Origin of the sequence: Alistipes dispar, assembly GCF_006542685.1 — a bacterium.
GTDB lineage: Bacteria > Bacteroidota > Bacteroidia > Bacteroidales > Rikenellaceae > Alistipes > Alistipes dispar.
In genome coordinates, this window is the sequence record NZ_AP019736.1 from 1634372 (window position 1) to 1652848 (window position 18477).

General features: G+C 63.3%; 16 protein-coding genes and 1 tRNA gene. 11 read left to right on the forward strand and 6 right to left on the reverse strand.

Going from position 1 to position 18477, the window contains the following annotated elements:
* Positions 1-19 precede the first annotated feature (19 nt).
* Positions 20-1459, forward strand: a complete 1440-nt coding sequence (locus FME97_RS06815; RefSeq protein WP_141428487.1) for an alpha/beta hydrolase — start codon at positions 20-22, stop codon at positions 1457-1459.
* Between the two features lie 55 nt (positions 1460-1514).
* Here FME97_RS06815 and FME97_RS06820 read toward each other — a convergent pair whose 3' ends face one another.
* The 4 genes from FME97_RS06820 to pyrH form a co-directional block, all read right to left on the reverse strand.
* Entirely contained in the window at positions 1515-2141 is a 627-nt protein-coding gene (locus tag FME97_RS06820; protein WP_141428488.1) for a DUF3575 domain-containing protein, read from the reverse strand.
* 93 nt (positions 2142-2234) lie between these two features.
* Positions 2235-2792, reverse strand: a complete 558-nt coding sequence (gene frr, locus FME97_RS06825; protein WP_141428489.1) for a ribosome recycling factor — start codon at positions 2790-2792, stop codon at positions 2235-2237.
* A gap of 6 nt (positions 2793-2798) precedes the next feature.
* Complete coding sequence (locus FME97_RS06830; RefSeq protein ID WP_141428490.1) at positions 2799-3392, reverse strand: peroxiredoxin family protein; 594 nt, start codon at positions 3390-3392, stop codon at positions 2799-2801.
* A 2-nt stretch (positions 3393-3394) separates the two neighbouring features.
* Positions 3395-4102, reverse strand: coding sequence for a UMP kinase (pyrH, locus tag FME97_RS06835; protein ID WP_141428491.1), 708 nt, complete (start codon positions 4100-4102; stop codon positions 3395-3397).
* A 197-nt stretch (positions 4103-4299) separates the two neighbouring features.
* Here pyrH and dxs point away from each other — a divergent pair, with 197 nt between their 5' ends.
* Together dxs and FME97_RS06845 are read left to right on the forward strand one after the other, a co-directional pair.
* Entirely contained in the window at positions 4300-6180 is a 1881-nt protein-coding gene (dxs, locus tag FME97_RS06840; RefSeq protein ID WP_141428492.1) for a 1-deoxy-D-xylulose-5-phosphate synthase, read from the forward strand.
* A 56-nt stretch (positions 6181-6236) separates the two neighbouring features.
* The gene (locus tag FME97_RS06845) at positions 6237-6761 is read left to right on the forward strand and encodes a lipocalin family protein (protein ID WP_232522845.1); all 525 of its coding nucleotides are present in this window, start codon (positions 6237-6239) and stop codon (positions 6759-6761) included.
* A 1-nt stretch (position 6762) separates the two neighbouring features.
* Here FME97_RS06845 and FME97_RS06850 read toward each other — a convergent pair whose 3' ends face one another.
* A complete protein-coding gene (locus FME97_RS06850) occupies positions 6763-7521 on the reverse strand; it encodes a YaaA family protein (RefSeq protein ID WP_141428493.1) in 759 nt (252 codons plus the stop codon).
* 79 nt (positions 7522-7600) lie between these two features.
* A complete protein-coding gene (locus FME97_RS06855) occupies positions 7601-8374 on the reverse strand; it encodes a radical SAM protein (RefSeq protein WP_141428494.1) in 774 nt (257 codons plus the stop codon).
* Positions 8375-8626: 252 nt separating this feature from the next.
* On the opposite strand from FME97_RS06855, the gene FME97_RS06860 reads away from it, so the two are divergent.
* The 8 genes from FME97_RS06860 (at position 8627) to FME97_RS06895 (ending at position 18467) form a co-directional block, all read left to right on the forward strand.
* Positions 8627-9898 (forward strand): aminotransferase class I/II-fold pyridoxal phosphate-dependent enzyme, encoded by a 1272-nt coding sequence (locus FME97_RS06860; protein WP_141428495.1) that lies wholly within the window; start codon positions 8627-8629, stop codon positions 9896-9898.
* A 667-nt stretch (positions 9899-10565) separates the two neighbouring features.
* Positions 10566-10638 (forward strand) — tRNA-Gly (locus FME97_RS06865).
* A 1048-nt stretch (positions 10639-11686) separates the two neighbouring features.
* Complete coding sequence (locus tag FME97_RS06870) at positions 11687-12820, forward strand: transcriptional regulator (RefSeq protein ID WP_232522846.1); 1134 nt, start codon at positions 11687-11689, stop codon at positions 12818-12820.
* A 28-nt stretch (positions 12821-12848) separates the two neighbouring features.
* On the forward strand, positions 12849-13244 hold the full coding sequence (locus FME97_RS06875; protein ID WP_141428496.1) for a hypothetical protein: 396 nt from the start codon (positions 12849-12851) through the stop codon (positions 13242-13244).
* Between the two features lie 27 nt (positions 13245-13271).
* Complete coding sequence (locus FME97_RS06880) at positions 13272-14459, forward strand: glycosyltransferase family 4 protein (protein WP_232522847.1); 1188 nt, start codon at positions 13272-13274, stop codon at positions 14457-14459.
* Positions 14460-14465: 6 nt separating this feature from the next.
* Positions 14466-15368 (forward strand): glucose-1-phosphate thymidylyltransferase RfbA, encoded by a 903-nt coding sequence (gene rfbA / locus FME97_RS06885; RefSeq protein WP_141427736.1) that lies wholly within the window; start codon positions 14466-14468, stop codon positions 15366-15368.
* A gap of 15 nt (positions 15369-15383) precedes the next feature.
* Positions 15384-15959, forward strand: coding sequence for a dTDP-4-dehydrorhamnose 3,5-epimerase (gene rfbC, locus FME97_RS06890; protein ID WP_141427735.1), 576 nt, complete (start codon positions 15384-15386; stop codon positions 15957-15959).
* A 48-nt stretch (positions 15960-16007) separates the two neighbouring features.
* Positions 16008-18467, forward strand: coding sequence for an SLBB domain-containing protein (locus tag FME97_RS06895; protein WP_141428497.1), 2460 nt, complete (start codon positions 16008-16010; stop codon positions 18465-18467).
* Positions 18468-18477: the final 10 nt, after the last annotated feature.

Here is an 18477-nt window from a genome sequence, read left to right on the forward strand (position 1 = left end):
CCGGAAAAATACCGTATCCATGAGATCCCGACTGTTCGTTCTCTTCGCGTTTTGTTTCGTGCCGCTCTGCGCCGCGGCGCAGGATTTTGCCGGCGTGTGGGAGGGTGCGCTCTCCGTCAATGGCGGCAGCGTGCGGCTGCTGTTCCGCGTTTCCGCTTCGGAGCGGGGATATGAGGCCGTGCTGGACAGCCCCGATCAGGGTGTGCGGGGAATTCCCGTGGATTCGGTCTCCGTCGGCGGTTCGGAGGTCGTCTTCGGCGTTGCGGCGTTGCAGGCCTCCTACCGGGGCGCGCTGCTGCCCGGAGATATGCTCGTCGGGGTGTTCCGGCAGGGCGGGATGGATTTCTCGCTGCTGCTCAGACGCCGCGATCCGGCTGCGACCGCCCGGCCGCAGGAGCCGCGGCCGCCCTATCCCTATGTGAGCCGCGAGGTGTCGTTTCCGAGCCGGGCGGAGGGTGTGACGCTTCGTGGTACGCTGACGTTGCCCGCCGGGGAGCGTCCTGCGGCCGCCGTGGTGCTGGTGACCGGAAGCGGGCAGCAGAACCGCGACGAAGAGGTGTTCGGCCACAAGCCTTTCCTGGTGATCGCCGATTTCCTGACGCGCCGCGGGATCGCCGTGCTGCGTTACGACGACCGCGGCTTCGGTGTGCCGGAGGAGGAGCGGCGGCGTCTGCTGGAGCGTGCCGCGACGGCCGATTTCGCGCTCGACGCGCTGGGGGCCTTCGACTTCCTGCGTGCACAGGTAGGTTCCGGTTCGCCGCAGGTCGGGATTCTGGGCCATAGCGAAGGCGGGACGGTCGCCTTTCTGGCTGCTGCGGAGGAGCCGCGGGTGGCGTTCGTGGTGTCGATGGCGGGGCTGGCCGTCCGGGGCGACCGGGCGAGTCTCCGGCAGAACCGCCGGGCGATGGAGTTGCAGGGGTTCGATGCCGCCCTGACGGAGGCGTGCTGTTCGCTGCTGGAGCGGATTTATGCGGAGGTCCGGGAACGTCCGCAGGAGCGTCTGGCGGCGGAGTGCGGGGAGGTGAAGGCCCGTCTTGCGGCCGCGGAGCCGGCCGTGTCGCTGCCGCTGCCCGTCCGGGAGAGGCTGTTGGCGCTGCTCGACGAAGCCGCCTCGAATGCGTGGGTTTACCGTTTCCTGACCTTCGATCCGTCGGAGGCGATCGCTCGTGCGGGCGGCCGCCCCGTGCTGGCGCTCAACGGATCGCTCGACCGGCAGGTGGACGCCGCGGAGAATCTCGGGGCGATCCGCCGGCTGCTCGCCTCTTCGGAGCGGCTGACCGTCCGGGAGTACGGGGGACTGAACCATCTGTTCCAACCCTGCACGACGGGCGACGTCTCCGAATACGAGACGATCGGCGTGACCGTGGCCCCCGAAGTGCTCGAGGAGCTGGCGGCATGGATCGCGGCGGCGGGGGCGGAAGGCGCACGGACAGGAGCTGCCCGTTCCGACGGCCGGTGAAAACGTAGCGGGAGGTCCCGAGGGGCCTCCCGCTACGGTATTCGTGCGGCGGCGGTCACCGCTCCCGGGGTTTGAAGATGCGGTAGCCGATCGAGACGCCGATCTTGTTGGGATACCATTCCGACGAGCCGTTGAACGGGTCGGGATGCTCGGGCTGCACCGGCCGGTGGGGGTGCATGTCGATCTCGCCGTCGAAGCTGTAACCGTTGTAGTGGCTGTCCATCCACGACCAGCCCAGGAAGGCGTCGAGCAGCCACCGTTCGCCCAATTGGCGTTCCCAGCCCACGCAGAGACCGATCATCATGCCGTAGCCCTTGCAGTAGCGGTCCTCGAACTTGAGCGACCAGTTCTCGATGTAGGGTTTCGACATGTCGAAGGCCATCATGCCGAGGTTGGCTCCCAGGTACCAGCCGCGGTTGTGCTCCTTGAAGTAGCGGCGGTATTCGCCCATGAAGATCGCGAAGAGCATGTGTTTGCTGTCGATCGACTTCCAGGGCGAGACGACGATGTCGGTCTGCAACGTGGATTTGGGCGAGACGGCGAACTCCACCGAGGGGTTCACCACGCCGACCAGCGCATAGAGCGCGTTGAGTTTCACGTATCCCTGGGCGGCGGCGCGCTGCGGCCCGGCGAGCGGTGCGAGGAGCAGGAGCAGCGCGGCTTTGCAAAGCAGGTTTCTCATGACGTCGAAAGGGTTGGGTCGGGCAAATATATGAAAAAATCCGGCCCGATTCATGTCGGGGCCGGATTTTTTCGCGGTGCGTGCGGTTGCGCGTCACACGGTCATGATCTCCTTCTCTTTCTTCGCGATCGCCTCGTCGAGGAGTTTCGTGAACTTTTCGAGCAGCTTCTGCGACTGGGTTTCCCCGTCCTTCGATTCGTCCTCGGGCATACCCTCCTTCTGGGCCTTCTTGAAGGCTTCCACGGCATCGCGGCGGGCGTTGCGCAGCGAGATGCGGGCCGTTTCGGCCTCGCCGCGCACCTGCTTCACGAGGTCCTTGCGGCGCTCCTCGGTCAGGGGCGGGATCGACAGGCGGATCTGCTCGCCGTTGTTCGAGGGCGTCAGTCCGATGTTCGAGTCGATGATCGCCTTCTCGATGGGGCGCAGCATGTTCTTGTCCCACGGCTGGATCAGGATGGTCTTGGCGTCGGGCACGGTGACGCTGGCGGCGCCCGACACGGGAACCTGCGAGCCGAAATAATCGACCATCACGCCGTTGAGCACGTTGGGCGACGCTTTGCCGGCGCGCACGTTGAGCAGCTCCTCCTCGAGGTGGTCGATGGCCTTCTGCATGCGGAGGGAGGCTTCGTTGAGAATCGTCTTGGTATCCATAAATCTCTATCGGGTTTGATTTTCGAGCGTTTTTTCGATGGCGCGCAGCAGGGCGTCGAACTCCTCGTCGTCGTAGTCCACGGAGGCCAGGACCACCTTGCCCTCGCGGTCGATCAGGAAGTTGCGCGGAATGTAATTCGAGGCGTAGAGGCCGAACACGGCCTTCGTCGAATCGAGCCCCATCGGGAAGTCGTAGCCGTTCTTTTCGCGGAACGCCCCGACGGCGCTGCGCCCTTCGCCGCGCGATACGGGCAGGAAGACGAAGTCGCGGCCGGCGAAGCGTTCGATGATATCCTTCCCGACGCGCGTCATCTCCTTCCGGCAGGGCGGACACCACGTGGCCCAGAAATTCAGCAGGACCACCTTTCCGCGCAGCTCCGAGAGGGTGACTTGCGAGCCGTCGAACATCGTGACGGTGAAATCGGGGGCCTCGTCGCCCGCCCGGACGAGCGTGGCGGCTTCCTCTTCCGTCGTGCCGCCCTTCGCCGCGCGGCCGCCGCACGAGGGCAGCAGCAGGATGACGGCCAGGACGACGGCGATCAGCGCCAGCAGTATCCAGAGCGACCGGTCGCTTTTTCTCTTCTTTCGGATCGTCTTCATCGTTACGGTTTTACGCGTGTTCCGATTCCCTCTCCGGCAAGTACCCTGCCGAGATTGCCCGCGGTGTCCATGTCGAACACGACGATTTCGAGCCGGTTCTCGCGGCAGAGCGTGAAGGCCGTGAGGTCCATGACCTTGAGCCGCCGGGCGAGCACCTCCTCGAAGGTGATCTCGTCGAACTTCACGGCGGCGGGGTCCTTCTCCGGATCGGCCGTGTAGATGCCGTCCACGCGCGTGCCCTTCAGCAGGACATCGGCCTCGGTCTCGATGCCGCGCAGCGCGGCGGCCGAATCGGTCGTGAAGTAGGGGTTCGACGTGCCGCCTCCGACGATCACCACGTAACCCGCCTCGAGGTACTCGATGGCGCGGGCCTTGGAGTAGTATTCGCCCACGGGCTCCATGCGGATCGACGTGAGCACCTTGCACTTCACGCCGTTGTCCTCGAGCGCCGACTGCAACGCCAGCGAGTTGATGATCGTGGCCAGCATTCCCATCTGGTCGCCCTTCACGCGGTCGAAACCCCGCTTGGCGCCCGTGAGGCCGCGGAATATGTTGCCGCCGCCGATGACGATGCCGATCTGTACGCCGGCCGCCGCCGCATCGCGGATCTGTTCGGCGTAGGATTGCAGCACGGCGGGCGAAAGCCCGTACTGCTCGCGTCCCTGCAGCGATTCGCCGCTCAGTTTCAGAAGTATTCGCTTGTATTTCATGGTCCGTGGCGATTTATCGTATCGCGAAGATAGGAAAATTTTCGGAATAATCCGCAATCGGTTCCGATCTTTCCGGGCGCTCTTCTCCGTGCGGGCGATTCGCCGAATAAAATTTGGCATTGCGCCGCTCTTGCACTATCTTTGCGAGGAATAACCCCGGTCCGGGGCGCGCGCCGCGCGTCCCGTGTGAACAAAAAATGGCGGAAAACTTTGAATTGCTGCATACGGTCTCCTCGCCGCGCGATCTGAAAAAGCTCTCGCCGGAGGAGTTGCGCCGCTATTGCGACGAGCTGCGGCGGTATATCATCGACCAGTGCGCGGTCAATCCGGGCCATCTGGCCTCGAGCCTCGGCGCCGTGGAGCTGGCCGCCGCGCTGCACTATGTCTATGACACGCCCGAGGACAAGATCGTCTGGGACGTCGGCCACCAGACCTACGCCCACAAGATCATCACGGGGCGCTGCGAGGCGTTCCGGACCAAGCGGCGCCTGGGGGGCATCAGCGGCTTTCCGCGCATGGCCGAGAGCGAGTACGACGCCTTCGGGGGCGGGCATGCCTCGGTGTCGATCTCCGCGGCGTTCGGCATGGCCAAGGCCGCCGAGCTGCGGGGCGAGCGGCGGAAGGTCGTGGCCGTGATCGGCGACGGCTCGATGACCGGCGGCCTGGCGTTCGAGGGGCTGAACAACGCCGGAGCCAGCAAGCGGACCGACCTGCTGGTGATTCTCAACGACAACCACATGGCCATCGACCAGGCGACGGGCGCGCTGAAGAACTACCTGCTGAAGATCTCGACCTCGGTGCACTACAACCGGTTCAAGCAGCGGCTGTGGGGCCTGCTGTCGCATACGCCGCGTCTGCTGCGCCTGTGCCAGCAGGCGGGCAACGCCGTCAAGCAGGGGGTGCTCAACAAGAGCAATCTGTTCGAGAGCCTCAATTTCCGTTACTTCGGGCCGGTGGACGGCCACAACCTCGGGGAGTTGGTGCGGACGCTGCGCGCGATGCACGACATCGAGGGGCCCAAGCTGCTGCACGTCATGACCGTGAAGGGCAAGGGCTACCTTCCGGCCGAGCACGATCAGTCGGTGTGGCATGCCCCGGGGTGCTTCAACCCCGACACGGGCGAGCGGATCGCCCCGAAAGGCGGCCCGGCCCGCTACCAGGACGTCTTCGGCGAGACGCTGCTGGAACTGGCCCGCCTCGACGCCCGCGTGGTGGGCGTCACGCCCGCCATGCCGTCGGGCTGTTCGATGAACATTCTGATGCGCGAGATGCCCGACCGCTGTTTCGACGTGGGCATCGCCGAAGGGCACGCCGTGACCTTCTCGGCCGGACTGGCCGCCGCGGGAATGGTTCCCTTCTGCAATATCTATTCGACCTTCATGCAGCGCGCCTACGACAACGTGATTCACGACGTGGCGATCCAGGACCTGCCGGTGGTGATGTGCCTCGACCGGGGCGGCCTGGTCGGCGAGGACGGCGTGACGCACCACGGAGTCTTCGACATGGCCGCCTTCGGCGCCGTGCCGGGGCTGGTGATCGCCGCGCCGATGAACGAACCCGAACTGCGCGATCTGATGTACACGGCCCTCCGGTCGGGGCATCCCTTCATGATCCGCTATCCGCGCGGCTGCGGCGAGGGGCTGCCGTGGCGCGGCGAGGCGTTCCGCGAGCTGCCCGTGGGGCGGGGACGCCGCCTGCGCGACGGCTCCGACGTGGCGCTGGTGACGGTCGGTACGGCCGGCAACGCCGCCGCCCGGGCCGCGGAGCGTGCGGTGGAGGCGGGCGTGAGCGTCGCGCACTACGATCTGCGCTTCGTCAAGCCGCTCGACGAGGCGTTGCTCGACGAGGCGGGCCGCCGCTTCAGGCGGGTGGTGACCGTCGAGGACGGCTGCCTGCGCGGCGGTGTCGGCGAGGCCGTCGCGGCGTTCTTCAATGCCGGGGGATACGATGTACGGGTCCGTTCGCTCGGCATCGGTGACGAATGGGTCGAACACGGTACGCCGGCCCAGTTGCAGGCCCTTTGCGGATACGACGAGGAGGCCGTCCTCCGGGCGCTGCTCGCGGCGGCCGGGAAGTGACGCGACGCCCTTTCGGCACGGATTCTGCGGGGCGTTTCGAAAAAAGTTCGCGGAGTATGAAAATCGTGATTATCTGTCTGCTCGTGGCGCTGATGGCGGCCGCGGTGACCTACGGCATGAGCCGTTCGGCGCGGATCGACTCGGCGCCGGTCTCGTCGTTCGATCTCGGACGCTATCTGGGGACGTGGTACGAAATCGCCCGTTACGACAACCGTTTCGAGCGGGGCCTGCAGGAGGTGCGTGCCGAATACCGGCTTCTCGCACCCGGCCGCATCGAAGTCGTCAATAGCGGCGCGGATGCCTCGGGTCGCCGCCGCGAAGCCGTGGGCAGGGCCCGTCCGGGCCGCAGGCCGGGGCAGTTGCGGGTGTCGTTCTTCTGGATTTTCTATTCGGACTACAACGTGCTGGCGCTGGGCGACGACTACGGCTGGGCGCTGGTCGGCGGCGGCTCTCCGAAATACCTCTGGATTCTTTCGCGCACGCCGTCGCTTCCGCAGGAGACGCTGGAGCGGATTCTGAAGCTGGCCTCCGACCGGGGGTACGACACCGACCGGCTCCTGTTCGTCGATCAGACGCGGTGACCTATCGCAGCGTGAAGTGCGGCTCGTCGCCGCGGCTGCGTTCCGGGTCGAACCGGAATCCTTCCCATTCGAACGTTTTCAGCCCCTCCGGGTCCGCGATGCGATGCCGGAGGATATGGCGTGTCATCTCCCCGCGGCACATTTTCGCATAGACGACGACGGTTTTCATCCGGTCGCCTTCGCGGATGCGGAATTCGGGCGTTACGACCCGCACCTCGCGGCAGACCCGCTGCCAGTCGAAGAGCCGTTTCATCTCGGCGCTGGCCAGATTGACCAGCACGCCGTCGTCGCGGCGGACCCGCTCGATGAGCGGTCCGGTCAGCCGGTCCCGCCACCATTCGAAGAGATTCGGCGCCTCCTCGCCGGGCGGAGCGACGCTCCCTTCGAGGCGGTAGGGGCGGATGGCGTCGAGCGGACGGAGCAGTCCGTAGAGGAACGAGGTGATGCTGAGGTGTTCCTGCGCGTAGGCGAAATCCGCGGGCGAGAACTCCGCGGGGGCGATATGTCTGAAGACGACGCCCGTGTAGGCGGCGATGGCCGGGAGCTGTGGCGCGTCGTGGAAGGCGAGGTAGCGGCGGCGGTTTTCGGCGGCGATGCGCGGGTTCACGCGCAGCATCCGTTCCAGCTCCCCGGCGGGCAGCGCGGCCAGCCGGAGGGCCAGTCCGGCGGCTTCCGCCTCGAAGAGCGGCCGGGTCGTGCGGGGCGCGGCGACGGCGGCGGTGCCGGTCATCGTCTTGGCGCAGGAGATCAGAATCTGCATGGCAGGGGAATTTCGGAAGATCGGAACGGTTCGGGAACGAACGCCCGGCCGGCGGGCGCTCCCATCGTGACGGAGCGGATCATGCGACCGAGCAGGGAATGCCGAGGGCTTCGACGCGGGAGGCGATGGCCAGCAGCTCCTCGCGGGGAACCTTTTCGAGCGTTTGGCAGGGGGTGTCGCGGTCGAGCGAATAGACCATCACCTGCCGGGGGCGGATTTCGTCCGCGAGGGCGAGCCATGCCGCGACCTCCTCTTCGGTGGTGTTGTCGATCGGCGCGCCGCCGCACTCGCCGCGCAGGAACATGGTCTGTAGGATCATGCGCCCCCCGAAACGCTTCATCCGCTCGACGGTGTCGCGGACCGAATAGGCGGGGCTCTGCGGGTTGTTCATCCGGCGCACGGTCGCATCGAACGCCGAGTCGAGCTTCAGGATGTTGTTGTCCACCCGCGACAGGGCGCGGCAGACCTCCTCGCGGTGGAGCTGCGTGGCGTTGGAGAGCACGGAGACCTTCGCTCCGGGGCACAGCCCGTCGCGCAGGGCCAGCGTGTCGTCGATCACCTCCTCGAACCGGGGGTGCATGGTCGGCTCGCCGTTGCCCGCGAAGGTGATGACGTCGGGCGGCGTGCCCGCATCCACCATGCGGCGCAGCGTCTCGCCGAGCAGGCGGCGGACGTCGTCGCGGGCGTTGAACCGGCGCGCTCCGGGGTGGTCGGCATTCCAGCCGCATTCGCAGTAGATGCAGTCGAACGAACAGAGTTTCGACTCCGTGGGCAGCAGATTGACGCCCAGCGAGAGGCCCAGCCGCCGCGAATGCACCGGGCCGAAGATGATGTCGTGATAGAGTGAGGTCATACGGCAAAAATAGGGAAAATTCCCGGAATATGTCCTCCGGAGCGCCGGAAAACCCGCCTCGCGGAACACTCCGGGCGGAACGGCTGCGCGGCGGGCCGCTCCGTCCGGTGTCCGGGGCGAAAAATAAGTATAAATACGCATCCCCGTGGTACAAAAAACGGCTACTTTTGACTGCCGAATCGGTTCGATTCGCGCCTTTGTGTGTCCGAATCGAACGAAAATGGAGGTTAAATTACATTAAATCAGATAAATATGGTTGATATTTTTGCACGCCTCGAAAAAAATGCGGGCGGACCTATCGGTCAGTACATGTCGTACGCTCACGGCTATTTCGCCTTCCCGAAACTCGAGGGCGAGATCGGTCCCCACATGGTGTTCCGGGGAAAGAAGATGCTCAACTGGAGCCTGAACAACTACCTGGGACTGGCCAACCATCCCGAGGTGCGCAAGGCCGATGCCGAAGGCGCCGCCGAGTTCGGCATGGCGGCTCCGATGGGAGCGCGCATGATGAGCGGCCAGACCAAATACCACGAGCGGCTGGAACGCGAGCTGGCCGAGTTCGTCGGCAAGGAGGACGCCTTCCTGCTCAACTTCGGCTACCAGGGCATGCTGTCGATCATCGACTGCCTGCTCACCCCCCGCGACGTGGTGGTTTACGACGCCGAGGCGCATGCCTGCATCATCGACGGCCTGCGTCTGCACAAGGGCAAGCGCTTCGTCTATGGCCACAACGACATGGATTCGCTGCGTCTGCAACTCAAACACGCCACCGAACTGGCCGAGGAACAGAACGGCGGCGTGCTGGTCATCACCGAAGGGGTGTTCGGCATGAAGGGCGACCTGGGCAAACTCGACGAGATCGTGGCGCTGAAGAAGGACTTCCAGTTCCGCCTGCTGGTGGACGATGCGCACGGCTTCGGCACGATGGGCGAGGGCGGTCGCGGTACGGCTTCGCATTTCGGCGTGGTGGACGGCGTGGATGTGCTGTTCAACACCTTCGCCAAGTCGATGGCCGGCATCGGAGCATTCGTGAGCGGCCCCCGCTGGCTGATCAACCTGCTGCGTTACAACATGCGTTCGCAGCTCTACGCCAAGTCGCTCCCGATGCCCATGGTGATCGGCGCGCTGAAGCGTCTGGAGCTGATCCGCAACCACCCCGAGTACCAGCAGAAACTCTGGGAGATCGTCCGCGCATTGCAGAGCGGTCTGAAGGAGAACGGGTTCAATATAGGTGTGACGAATTCGCCCGTGACCCCCGTTTTCATGAAGGGCGGCATTCCCGAGGCGACGAACCTGATCGTCGATCTGCGCGAGAACCACGGCGTGTTCTGTTCGATCGTCGTCTATCCGGTGATCCCGAAGGGCGAGATCATTCTGCGCGTGATTCCGACGGCGGCCCATACGCTCGAGGACGTGAACTATACGCTCGAGGCGTTCAAGTCGGTGCGCGACAAGCTCGAAAGCGGTTACTATGCGAGCCTGCCCATTCCGGTCCGCGCCGACGAGGGATTCAAGGTCCGCTGATCCGGTCCCGGTTTCGGCGGGAGCCCGATTCCCGGATAAATTCGCGACACCTCCGGCCCTGCGGCCGGGGGTGTCTGTTTTTCGAGGAGGCATTCGGGGTGGGTGCGGAGCCGGTTCGGAACGGGCCTTTCGGCCGGGCCGGGAGATCTGCGTTTTCCGTAGGATTTTGTTCCCGGACGGAAGCCGGACCGGCGAGGCGGACGGCCCCGTTTCCCGGGAGTCTGGTTCGGACGGGCGGAAGGACGGGGTGTTCCGGTCTGATGGCATTCGCTGAAACCGTCGTTTGGAACAGGGGAAGAGGGCCTCTCCGGCCGGTTGTCAGGGGATGGAGCTCGTTGCCCGGAAACTGCCTGGAAGTGAAGCCGGGGCTCCGGGCCGATCGGCCGAATGATTTCTCCTTCCGGGGACCGGATTGTTTGGGCGTTTCGGCGCGAATTTCGGCGCGGGTCCCGGTCGCGGCATTTCGGGCCGGAAGATGGCCGGGCCGGAAGCGGTCGCGGTGTCGGTTTTTGCCGCGGCCCTGCCGCCGTGAGTCGCGGCATTTGACGGCCGGATGGCTCTGAGCATGCCTTTGGCGGCGGAACCCGGAATTTTCCCCGGAAAATTTTGGCGGAATGAATTTTTCCTTTTATATTTGCAGTCCCGAAACGAAAGTTCCGGCATATTTGCGGAAATAGCTCAGTTGGTAGAGCGCAACCTTGCCAAGGTTGAGGTCGCGGGTCCGAGTCCCGTTTTCCGCTCGGAGAACCTTTGAAAGAAAAGGAGACAAGAAGCAAAATCCTTATGTATCAATGATACGTAAGGTTTTTTGTTTTCGGGGCATAGTGTATTCGGAATCGGATTGTCCGTGTCCGATCCGGCCCCGTTCGTCCCGGTCCGGGAAGAGGACGCGAATTGCGGACGATGCGTTGGATTCCATCGTTGTGCGTTCAACAGTCTCCATGCTGCATACGTTCGACCATTCCGAGTCGTTGCAGCCCTGCGCCGAACGATAATTTCCGTTTTTTTTGCCGGAAGCCCCCGATTTCCAGGAAGGGCCAAGTGCCCGTATCACCGCTTCGCCCTCTCCCTCCGGCCGAAATCCACACCCACTGCCAAATCGGGCCGGAGCGTTGGAACCGGAGCGTCTCGGACGTTCGCCGGACATCGGGATTCCTGACTTTACCCGGCAAGTTGCGAAGAGGTTGCGATAACACCCTGCCGGGATAATATCGCCCCGGATACGTCGGTTCTCCCGCGAGAATACCGGAAAAAACGCCCGTTTCCCTCGTCGTAAATACGTCGTCGTTATCGAAATACGGATACCGAAAAAAGTACCGTCTCTATATAAGAAACGGTACTTTTCCACGGCGAAAGTAGGTACTTTTTTATAAATAACCAAATATTGCGGCTCGTTTTTCAGGCGAAAATCCCCCCCCCCTCAAAAGAATATATTTGAAAATCAGAATATTATATACACAGGCCGACCGGAGGCATCCGACAGTTCCGATCCGGTCACGAATCGGTCCCGATCTGCTCTGCGATCGGGATTTTTTACGCCGTATTTACCGGGAACAGACCGCCTCATGAATCCGTAATATATTGGTTGTAAGTGCGTTGTTCCCTCCGTACCGTTTCTTATATAGAGACGGTATGCGGCTTCTGAGAGCCGTATTCCGGAGGAGACGGGTCGGTGCAGGACACAAATTTTCGGGAATGTCATCACGAATTCTTGTAAATAATTAATTATCAGCATACAACGACCGTATGCGGATATGGCTTCGAAGTATCTGAATCCGAGAGAAAGAGATGTGTGACAAGAGCGGAACGGACCTTTTGTCCGGGCATTGCGACGGGAGCTTTCCCGCCCCGCTTTCCGGACAGCTCGCAGCGCGGAAGAACAGCCGGGTCGTCCGGTGGTACGTGCTGACGCTTCCGGTGTGTCACCGGGGGCCCGCTCCGGGGCTCCGGCAGGAACAGGAACGGCGCCTGCGGAGCGGCGAACCGCCGTTCGAGTTCTTCGCCCCCTCCTATGTGGAGGTGCGTCACGAAAACGGCCGTCCGGTCAATACGCGCCGTCCCCTGCTCTACAACTACGTCTTCATCCGCTCGTCGGAAAACGAGCTGTTCCGGCTGAAGCGTCAGTTGCCCCAATACAACTTCCTGCCCCGCGTGCGTGACGGCAGGGAGGAATACTACCCCTATCTGTCCGACGAGGCGATGCGGAATCTTCAATGGGTGGCGCGGGCCTATTCCGACGAACTTCCCGTCTATGTTCCGGAAGCGCCGCTGCCCGTGAAGGGCGACCGGGTGCGTATCACGTCGGGGCGTTTCAAGGGCGTCGAGGCGCGTGTGGCCGTCCGGCCCGGGGGCGGACGCAGGGAGATCGTGGTATGCGTGGAGAACTGGATGTGGGTTCCCCTGCTGCACGTCCGCCCCGGAGAGTACGAACTCATCGGACTGCACGAAGCGGGCAAGCGCGTCTATGAGAGTCTGGACAACGACCGCCTGCTCGAAGGGCTGCACGGGGCGCTGGGACGCCACCACGGCCCGGAGGGAGCGACGGACGACGACAGGGCGCTGGCCGGCGAGGCGCTGCGGCTCTGCGGAGGGCTGCGGACGGAGAGCGACGTGCTGCGCAGCAAGCTCCAGGCGCTGCTGCTGCCGGCCTATACGATCCTTGTGGAGAAAGAGGCGCTGGAGCGCCTGCTCGGAACGGTCCGGGAGCAGCTTTCGCACGTGAAGGCGGAGCAGTCCCGCGCCCTGCTGCTCGTCACCCTCTACGGCTGTACGGGCAGTCGGGACTGCTGCGACCGGGCGCACGCCATCATCGACGGCTGGCGGAAGGAGCCGGCGCCGCGGAAAAGCAAACGGCGGCTCATGCGCTGGCTGGAGGACTTCGACCGCTGGCTGGGTGAAGACGCACGGCCGGAGGTCCGCTGATTCCCCCGAACCATTCAGGACGACAATCATGTACGACACGCGCGAAAGACGATCTGCGGAGCCGGCGGGACTGAGGCTGATGTCCTTTCTGGCGGCGCACGGGAGAGAGATCCTCGACCGGGAAAAGGACAACACGGCGTCTGTGCACCTTTACGGGGCAGGAGCCTATTGGGTGGCATTCGAACGCTCCGCCTGCCAGATGTGCCGGCTGTTTCCGCAGAGCGAGACGGCCGTGTTCCGGTTCCGGGAGTTCCCATTTCCCGTGGTGATGGCCTCCGTGGAGGACGACAGACTGCGCGAATACGCCCGGCGCCATATCCTCCGCTCCCCGGGACCCGAATACACAATCCTCGCCGTTCCGGAGCTCTCATTCGACGAATACCGACGCTGGTACCGGAAGAAGGTCGGGGAATACAGACCGTGAATCTTTCGAAATGTACAATCATTGGCCATGGATACATTATATTTGGTAATCGGGGAGATTTTGTTGCCGTTTTCGTTGGGGTTGTTGTGCGTATGGTACGTCCATCCGTGGATGGTTCGTATCGCGGAGCTGAAGGACATCGTGGACGAGCCGTCGAGCCGGAAACTTCAGCGGCGTCCTGTTCCAATTCTGGGCGGAGTTTGCGTATTTCTGGGTGCGGTTGTAGGTCTCGGCAGTACGAGTGTTTTCGGAGACGGTTCGGAGCTTTTCGTGGTTGTGATGGCTATGACCGTGATGCTTTACACGGGAACGATGGACGACATTCTGGGTCTCACGCCAAGGGTTCGTTTCATGATCGAGATCGCTACCGTGGTTCTTCTGATCGTTATAGGGCATTACCGTATCGACGATTTCCACGGTCTGTGGGGTTTGGGAGTCATTCCGGTCTGGATTTCTGTGCCGCTTACTGTTTTCGCGTCGGTTGGCATCATCAACGCGATCAACCTGATCGACGGCGTGGACGGGCTTTCGTCGGGTTACTGCATTCTTGCGTGCGTGCTGTTCGGGGCATTGTTCTACCTTTCGGGCGACAGTAGCATGACCATTCTCGCTTCGGTCTGCGCGGGTTCTCTTGTTCCGTTCTTTCTTCATAACGTGTACGGGCAACGGTCCAAGATGTTCATCGGGGACGGCGGCACGCTCGTGCTGGGCGTCGTCATCTCGGTGTTCGTCATCCGGACACTCCGGCACGATACGCTCTGCGGGGAGCTCGGGCTTCCGAATCTCGGGCTCGTTCCCTTCACGCTGTCGGTTCTTGCCGTCCCGGTATTCGACACGCTGCGCGTGATGAGCGCTCGTATCGTCCGCGGTGTGTCTCCGTTCCAGCCGGACAAGACGCACCTTCACCACCTGTTCATCGGTCTGGGTTTCTCCCATGCGGGGACCACGGTGGTGATCCTGACCCTGAATTTCCTCGTCGTGCTGTGCTGGTGGTTGCTTTATCGGGGCGGTGCGTCCATCGACCTTCAGTTGTACGTCGTTCTGGGTCTTTGCGTTCTGATCACGACGGGTCTGTACTACACGGTCTCGGGACTGTCTCCTGCGAGCCGACTGCGCCGCCGGCTGCACCGTCTGGGACATTGGACGCATGTCGAACGTACGGGTCTGGTTCTGTGGCTGCAACGCCGGATGGACCGGGTGCAGGAAAGAGAATAGCGGGTTATGAAAGGCATCGTATTGGCGGGGGGTACTGGCACGCGTCTGTACCCGATCACGAAGGGAGTAAGCAAACAGCTTCTGCCCGTTTACGACAAGCCGATGGTCTATTATCCGCTGTCGGTTCTGATGTTGGCGGGGATCCGGGATATTCTTTTGATCTCGACACCGCAGGACCTTCCGGGCTTCCGTCGCCTGCTTGGCGACGGCTCGGATTATGGAATCCGCCTGGAGTACGCGGAACAGCCGTCCCCGGACGGTCTGGCCCAGGCGTTCCTTATCGGCGAGGAATTCATCGGCGAAGACTCGGTGTGCCTCGTCCTTGGCGACAACATCTTCCACGGCGCGGGCTTCTCTGGCATGCTTCGGGAGGCGGTCCGCACGGCCGAGGAGGATGGCAACGCCACGGTGTTCGGTTACTGGGTGGACGACCCGGAGCGTTATGGAGTTGCAGAATTCGATAAATCGGGGAATTGCCTTTCGATCGAAGAGAAGCCGCAGCATCCGAAATCGAACTACGCGGTGGTGGGCCTCTATTTCTATCCGAACGAGGTCGTGGAAGTGGCCAAAAGCATCAGGCCTTCGTCCCGCGGAGAGCTTGAGATTACGACGGTTAACCAGCGTTTTCTTTCGGACGGCAAGTTAAAGGTGCAGACCTTGGGACGGGGTTTCGCGTGGCTGGACACGGGTACGCACGACTCGCTGAGCGAAGCCTCGACGTTCATCGAGGTTATCGAGAAGCGCCAGGGTCTGAAGATCGCCTGCCTGGAGGGCATTGCTTACCGTCAGGGCTGGATCACGGCGGAGAAGCTGCGCGAGGTGGCTGCGCCGATGCTCAAGAATCAGTATGGGCAATACCTGCTGAAAGTCATCGGGGAAGTCGAACGCACGGGCGATGCGAACCTTTAATTCGCAGAATACACCATGAATATCATACGGACATCCATCGAAGGCGTGGTCATCGTCGAGCCGCGCCTTTTCCGGGACGCGCGGGGGTACTTTTTCGAGAGTTTCTCGCAGCGGGAGTTCGGCGAAAAGGTTCGTGCGGTGAATTTCGTCCAGGACAACGAGTCACGCTCGACCTGCGGGGTGCTGCGGGGGCTTCATTTCCAGCGTCCTCCCCATGCTCAGTCGAAGCTGGTTCGGTGCGTGCGCGGAGCGGTGTTGGACGTCGCGGTGGACATCCGCCGGGGGAGTCCGACCTACGGGCGTCATGTCGCCGTGGAGCTTACGGAGGATAACCACCTTCAGTTGTTCATCCCGCGGGGCTTCGCGCACGGGTTCGCCGTGCTGAGCGAGGAGGCGGTCTTCCAGTACAAGTGCGACGACTACTACGCTCCGGAAGCGGAAGACGGCATCGCCTGGGACGATCCGTCGTTGGGCATCGACTGGCGTATCCCGGAGGAGAAGATCATCCTGAGCGAGAAGGACCGCCGCCGTCCCCGGCTGTCGGATGCGGAGGGCGTGTTCGAATACGGCGCGGACGTGTGTTTACGATAAACGACGATAGAATATCTTGACAATATGATTATGGAGACAGGAAATAGGATGGAAAGAGCGATTATCGGAGCTCCGGCGTTCCGCCGGCGTCTGCGGTTCGTTCCGTTGCTGGTGCTTCTGAGCGTGTGTCAGACAGCCGTTTATGCCCAGTTGAGCGACGAAGCGGTGCTCGAGTATGCTTTGGAAGGTCGCCGGAACGGCAAGAGCGAGCATCAGATCGGCAGGGAGCTTTTGGCTCGAGGGGTTACGGCGGAGCAGGCTGAACGTCTGAAGCGGAAGTACGAAGAGAGCCAGGGCAGCGAAGTACGCGTTGCGGACCGCGGTATCTCGGGTCAGCAACGGGAACGGGTCCAGTCCTCCTCGGAACGGCTCACCGCGGGGAGTCTCGATGTGGTGAGTTCGGCAGCCACGGACCCCGCGGCGGATCGCTCGGACCCGCGCGAGGTCTTCGGGCGCGACGTGTTCCGGAGCCGCACGCTGACCTTCGAGCCGAACGAGAACCAGGCGACGCCGTCGAACTACCGTCTGGGTCCGGGCGACGAGGTCATCATCGACATCTGGGGGGAGAACGAGCGGAGCCTCCGAGAGGAGATCTCCCCCGAGGGCAATATCATGGTCGAACAGGTGGGTCCTGTGTATCTGAACGGGCTGACCATCGGCGAGGCGAACGCGAAGCTTCGAGAGGTCTTCGGACAGATCTACGCGGGGGTCTCGGGCGACAGTCCCGCATCGGAAGTGCGGGTTACGCTGGGGCGTTTACGCACGATCCAGGTGAATGTGATGGGAGAGGTCGAGACGCCCGGGACTTACCGTCTGTCGTCGTTTTCGACGGTCTTCCATGCGCTGTACCGCGCGGGAGGGGTTACTCCGATCGGCGGGCTTCGCGATATCGGCGTGATGCGCGGGGGCCGTGAGGTGGCGCGCGTGGACGTGTACGCCTACCTGCTGGAGGGTCGTCAGGACGACGACGTGCGTCTGGAAGAGGGCGACGTGGTGATCGTGCGCCCCTACGAGCTGCTGGTCAACGTCTCGGGGAAGGTGAAGCGTCCGATGCACTACGAGATGAAACGAGGCGAGACGCTGGGTCGTCTGCTGGACTACGCGGGCGGCTTCACGGGGGACGCCTACTCGAAGGAACTCCGGGTGATCCGCGAGACGGGGCGCGAATACCGGCTCTACAACGTCCGGGAGGGCGATTTCGGCGGATGGACGCTGGAGGACGGAGACGCGGTGACTGTGGGGTCCGTTCTGGACCGCTTCGCCAACCGCGTGGAGGTCCGCGGCTCGGTGTACCGGGAGGGGATGTACGAGCTGAGCGACGCGATGCACACGGTGCGGGCCCTGATCGAGCGCGCCGAGGGCCTGGAGGGCGACGCCTTCACGGGCCGCGCGCAGCTTCTTCGCGAGCGCGAGGACCTGTCGCTGGAGCTTCTGTCGCTGGACCTCGGGGGCATCATGTCGGGGCGTTCCGCAGACGTGGAGCTGCGGCGCAACGACGTGCTTATCGTTCCGAGCATCCACGAACTGGAGGAGCGCGGGTCCTTCACCATCGGCGGCGAGGTGGCTCGTCCGGGGGTGTACCCCTATGCCGCGCATACGACGATCGAGGACCTCGTGGTTCAGGCCGGAGGTCTTCTGGACGGGGCCTCTACGGTGAAGGTGGACGTCTCGCGGCGTATGAAGGACCCGAAGAGCCTGGAGCCGACGAGCGAGCTGGGCCGTATCTACACGTTCTCGCTCAAGGACGGACTGGTGACGGACGGCGGCGCGGACTTCGAGCTGGCGCCCTACGACATCGTGGAGGTCCGCCGCAGCCCGGGCTACCGGGAGCAGCGTCGCGTTACGCTGGATGGCGAGGCGGTGTTCTCGGGAGGCTATACGCTGGTGAAGAAGAACGAGCGCCTGTCGGACCTCGTGCGCCGCGCCGGGGGCCTCACGCCGGATGCCTACGCGCACGGGGCGCGTCTGATCCGCCGTCTGAACGACGAGGAGCGCGCAGTGCGCGAGACGACGCTGCGCATGGCCCGCCAGAACAGCCGGGGCGGAGATTCCCTGGCGCTGGACAAGCTGCAACTGGACGACTACTACACGGTGGGCATCGAGCTGGACAAGGCGCTGTCGAATCCCGGCTCGGACTACGACATGGTGCTGCGCGAGGGAGACCGTCTGGTGATCCCGGAATACGTCTCCACGGTGAGCATCTCGGGAGAGGTGATGTATCCCAATACGGTGCTCTACATGGCAGGCAAGCATCTGAAATACTATATCGGCCAGGCGGGCGGCTACGGGCTCCGTGCGAAGCGCAGCAAGGCGTACGTGATCTACATGAACGGCACGGTGTCCCGCGTGAAGAGCCTTCGCAAGGCGCGCATAGAGCCGGGGTGCGAGATCGTCATCCCCTCGAAGCGCGAGCGCAAGGGCATGAGCCTCCCGGCGATCATGAGCCTGGCCACGTCGGCGGCGTCGATCGGAACGATGGCGGCGTCGATCGCGAACCTGTCGAAATAAGCGGAAAGGA

Excerpts from the sequence above, each read along its gene's own strand:
- FME97_RS06815 (WP_141428487.1), top strand. The coding sequence starts at position 20 with ATGAGATCCCGACTGTTCGTTCTCTTCGCGTTTTGTTTCGTGCCGCTC.
- FME97_RS06820 (WP_141428488.1), bottom strand. The coding sequence starts at position 2,141 with ATGAGAAACCTGCTTTGCAAAGCCGCGCTGCTCCTGCTCCTCGCACCG.
- frr (WP_141428489.1), bottom strand. The coding sequence starts at position 2,792 with ATGGATACCAAGACGATTCTCAACGAAGCCTCCCTCCGCATGCAGAAG.
- FME97_RS06830 (WP_141428490.1), bottom strand. The coding sequence starts at position 3,392 with ATGAAGACGATCCGAAAGAAGAGAAAAAGCGACCGGTCGCTCTGGATA.
- pyrH (WP_141428491.1), bottom strand. The coding sequence starts at position 4,102 with ATGAAATACAAGCGAATACTTCTGAAACTGAGCGGCGAATCGCTGCAG.
- dxs (WP_141428492.1), top strand. The coding sequence starts at position 4,300 with ATGGCGGAAAACTTTGAATTGCTGCATACGGTCTCCTCGCCGCGCGAT.
- FME97_RS06845 (WP_232522845.1), top strand. The coding sequence starts at position 6,237 with ATGAAAATCGTGATTATCTGTCTGCTCGTGGCGCTGATGGCGGCCGCG.
- FME97_RS06850 (WP_141428493.1), bottom strand. The coding sequence starts at position 7,521 with ATGCAGATTCTGATCTCCTGCGCCAAGACGATGACCGGCACCGCCGCC.
- FME97_RS06855 (WP_141428494.1), bottom strand. The coding sequence starts at position 8,374 with ATGACCTCACTCTATCACGACATCATCTTCGGCCCGGTGCATTCGCGG.
- FME97_RS06860 (WP_141428495.1), top strand. The coding sequence starts at position 8,627 with ATGGTTGATATTTTTGCACGCCTCGAAAAAAATGCGGGCGGACCTATC.
- FME97_RS06870 (WP_232522846.1), top strand. The coding sequence starts at position 11,687 with ATGTGTGACAAGAGCGGAACGGACCTTTTGTCCGGGCATTGCGACGGG.
- FME97_RS06875 (WP_141428496.1), top strand. The coding sequence starts at position 12,849 with ATGTACGACACGCGCGAAAGACGATCTGCGGAGCCGGCGGGACTGAGG.
- FME97_RS06880 (WP_232522847.1), top strand. The coding sequence starts at position 13,272 with ATGGATACATTATATTTGGTAATCGGGGAGATTTTGTTGCCGTTTTCG.
- rfbA (WP_141427736.1), top strand. The coding sequence starts at position 14,466 with ATGAAAGGCATCGTATTGGCGGGGGGTACTGGCACGCGTCTGTACCCG.
- rfbC (WP_141427735.1), top strand. The coding sequence starts at position 15,384 with ATGAATATCATACGGACATCCATCGAAGGCGTGGTCATCGTCGAGCCG.
- FME97_RS06895 (WP_141428497.1), top strand. The coding sequence starts at position 16,008 with ATGGAAAGAGCGATTATCGGAGCTCCGGCGTTCCGCCGGCGTCTGCGG.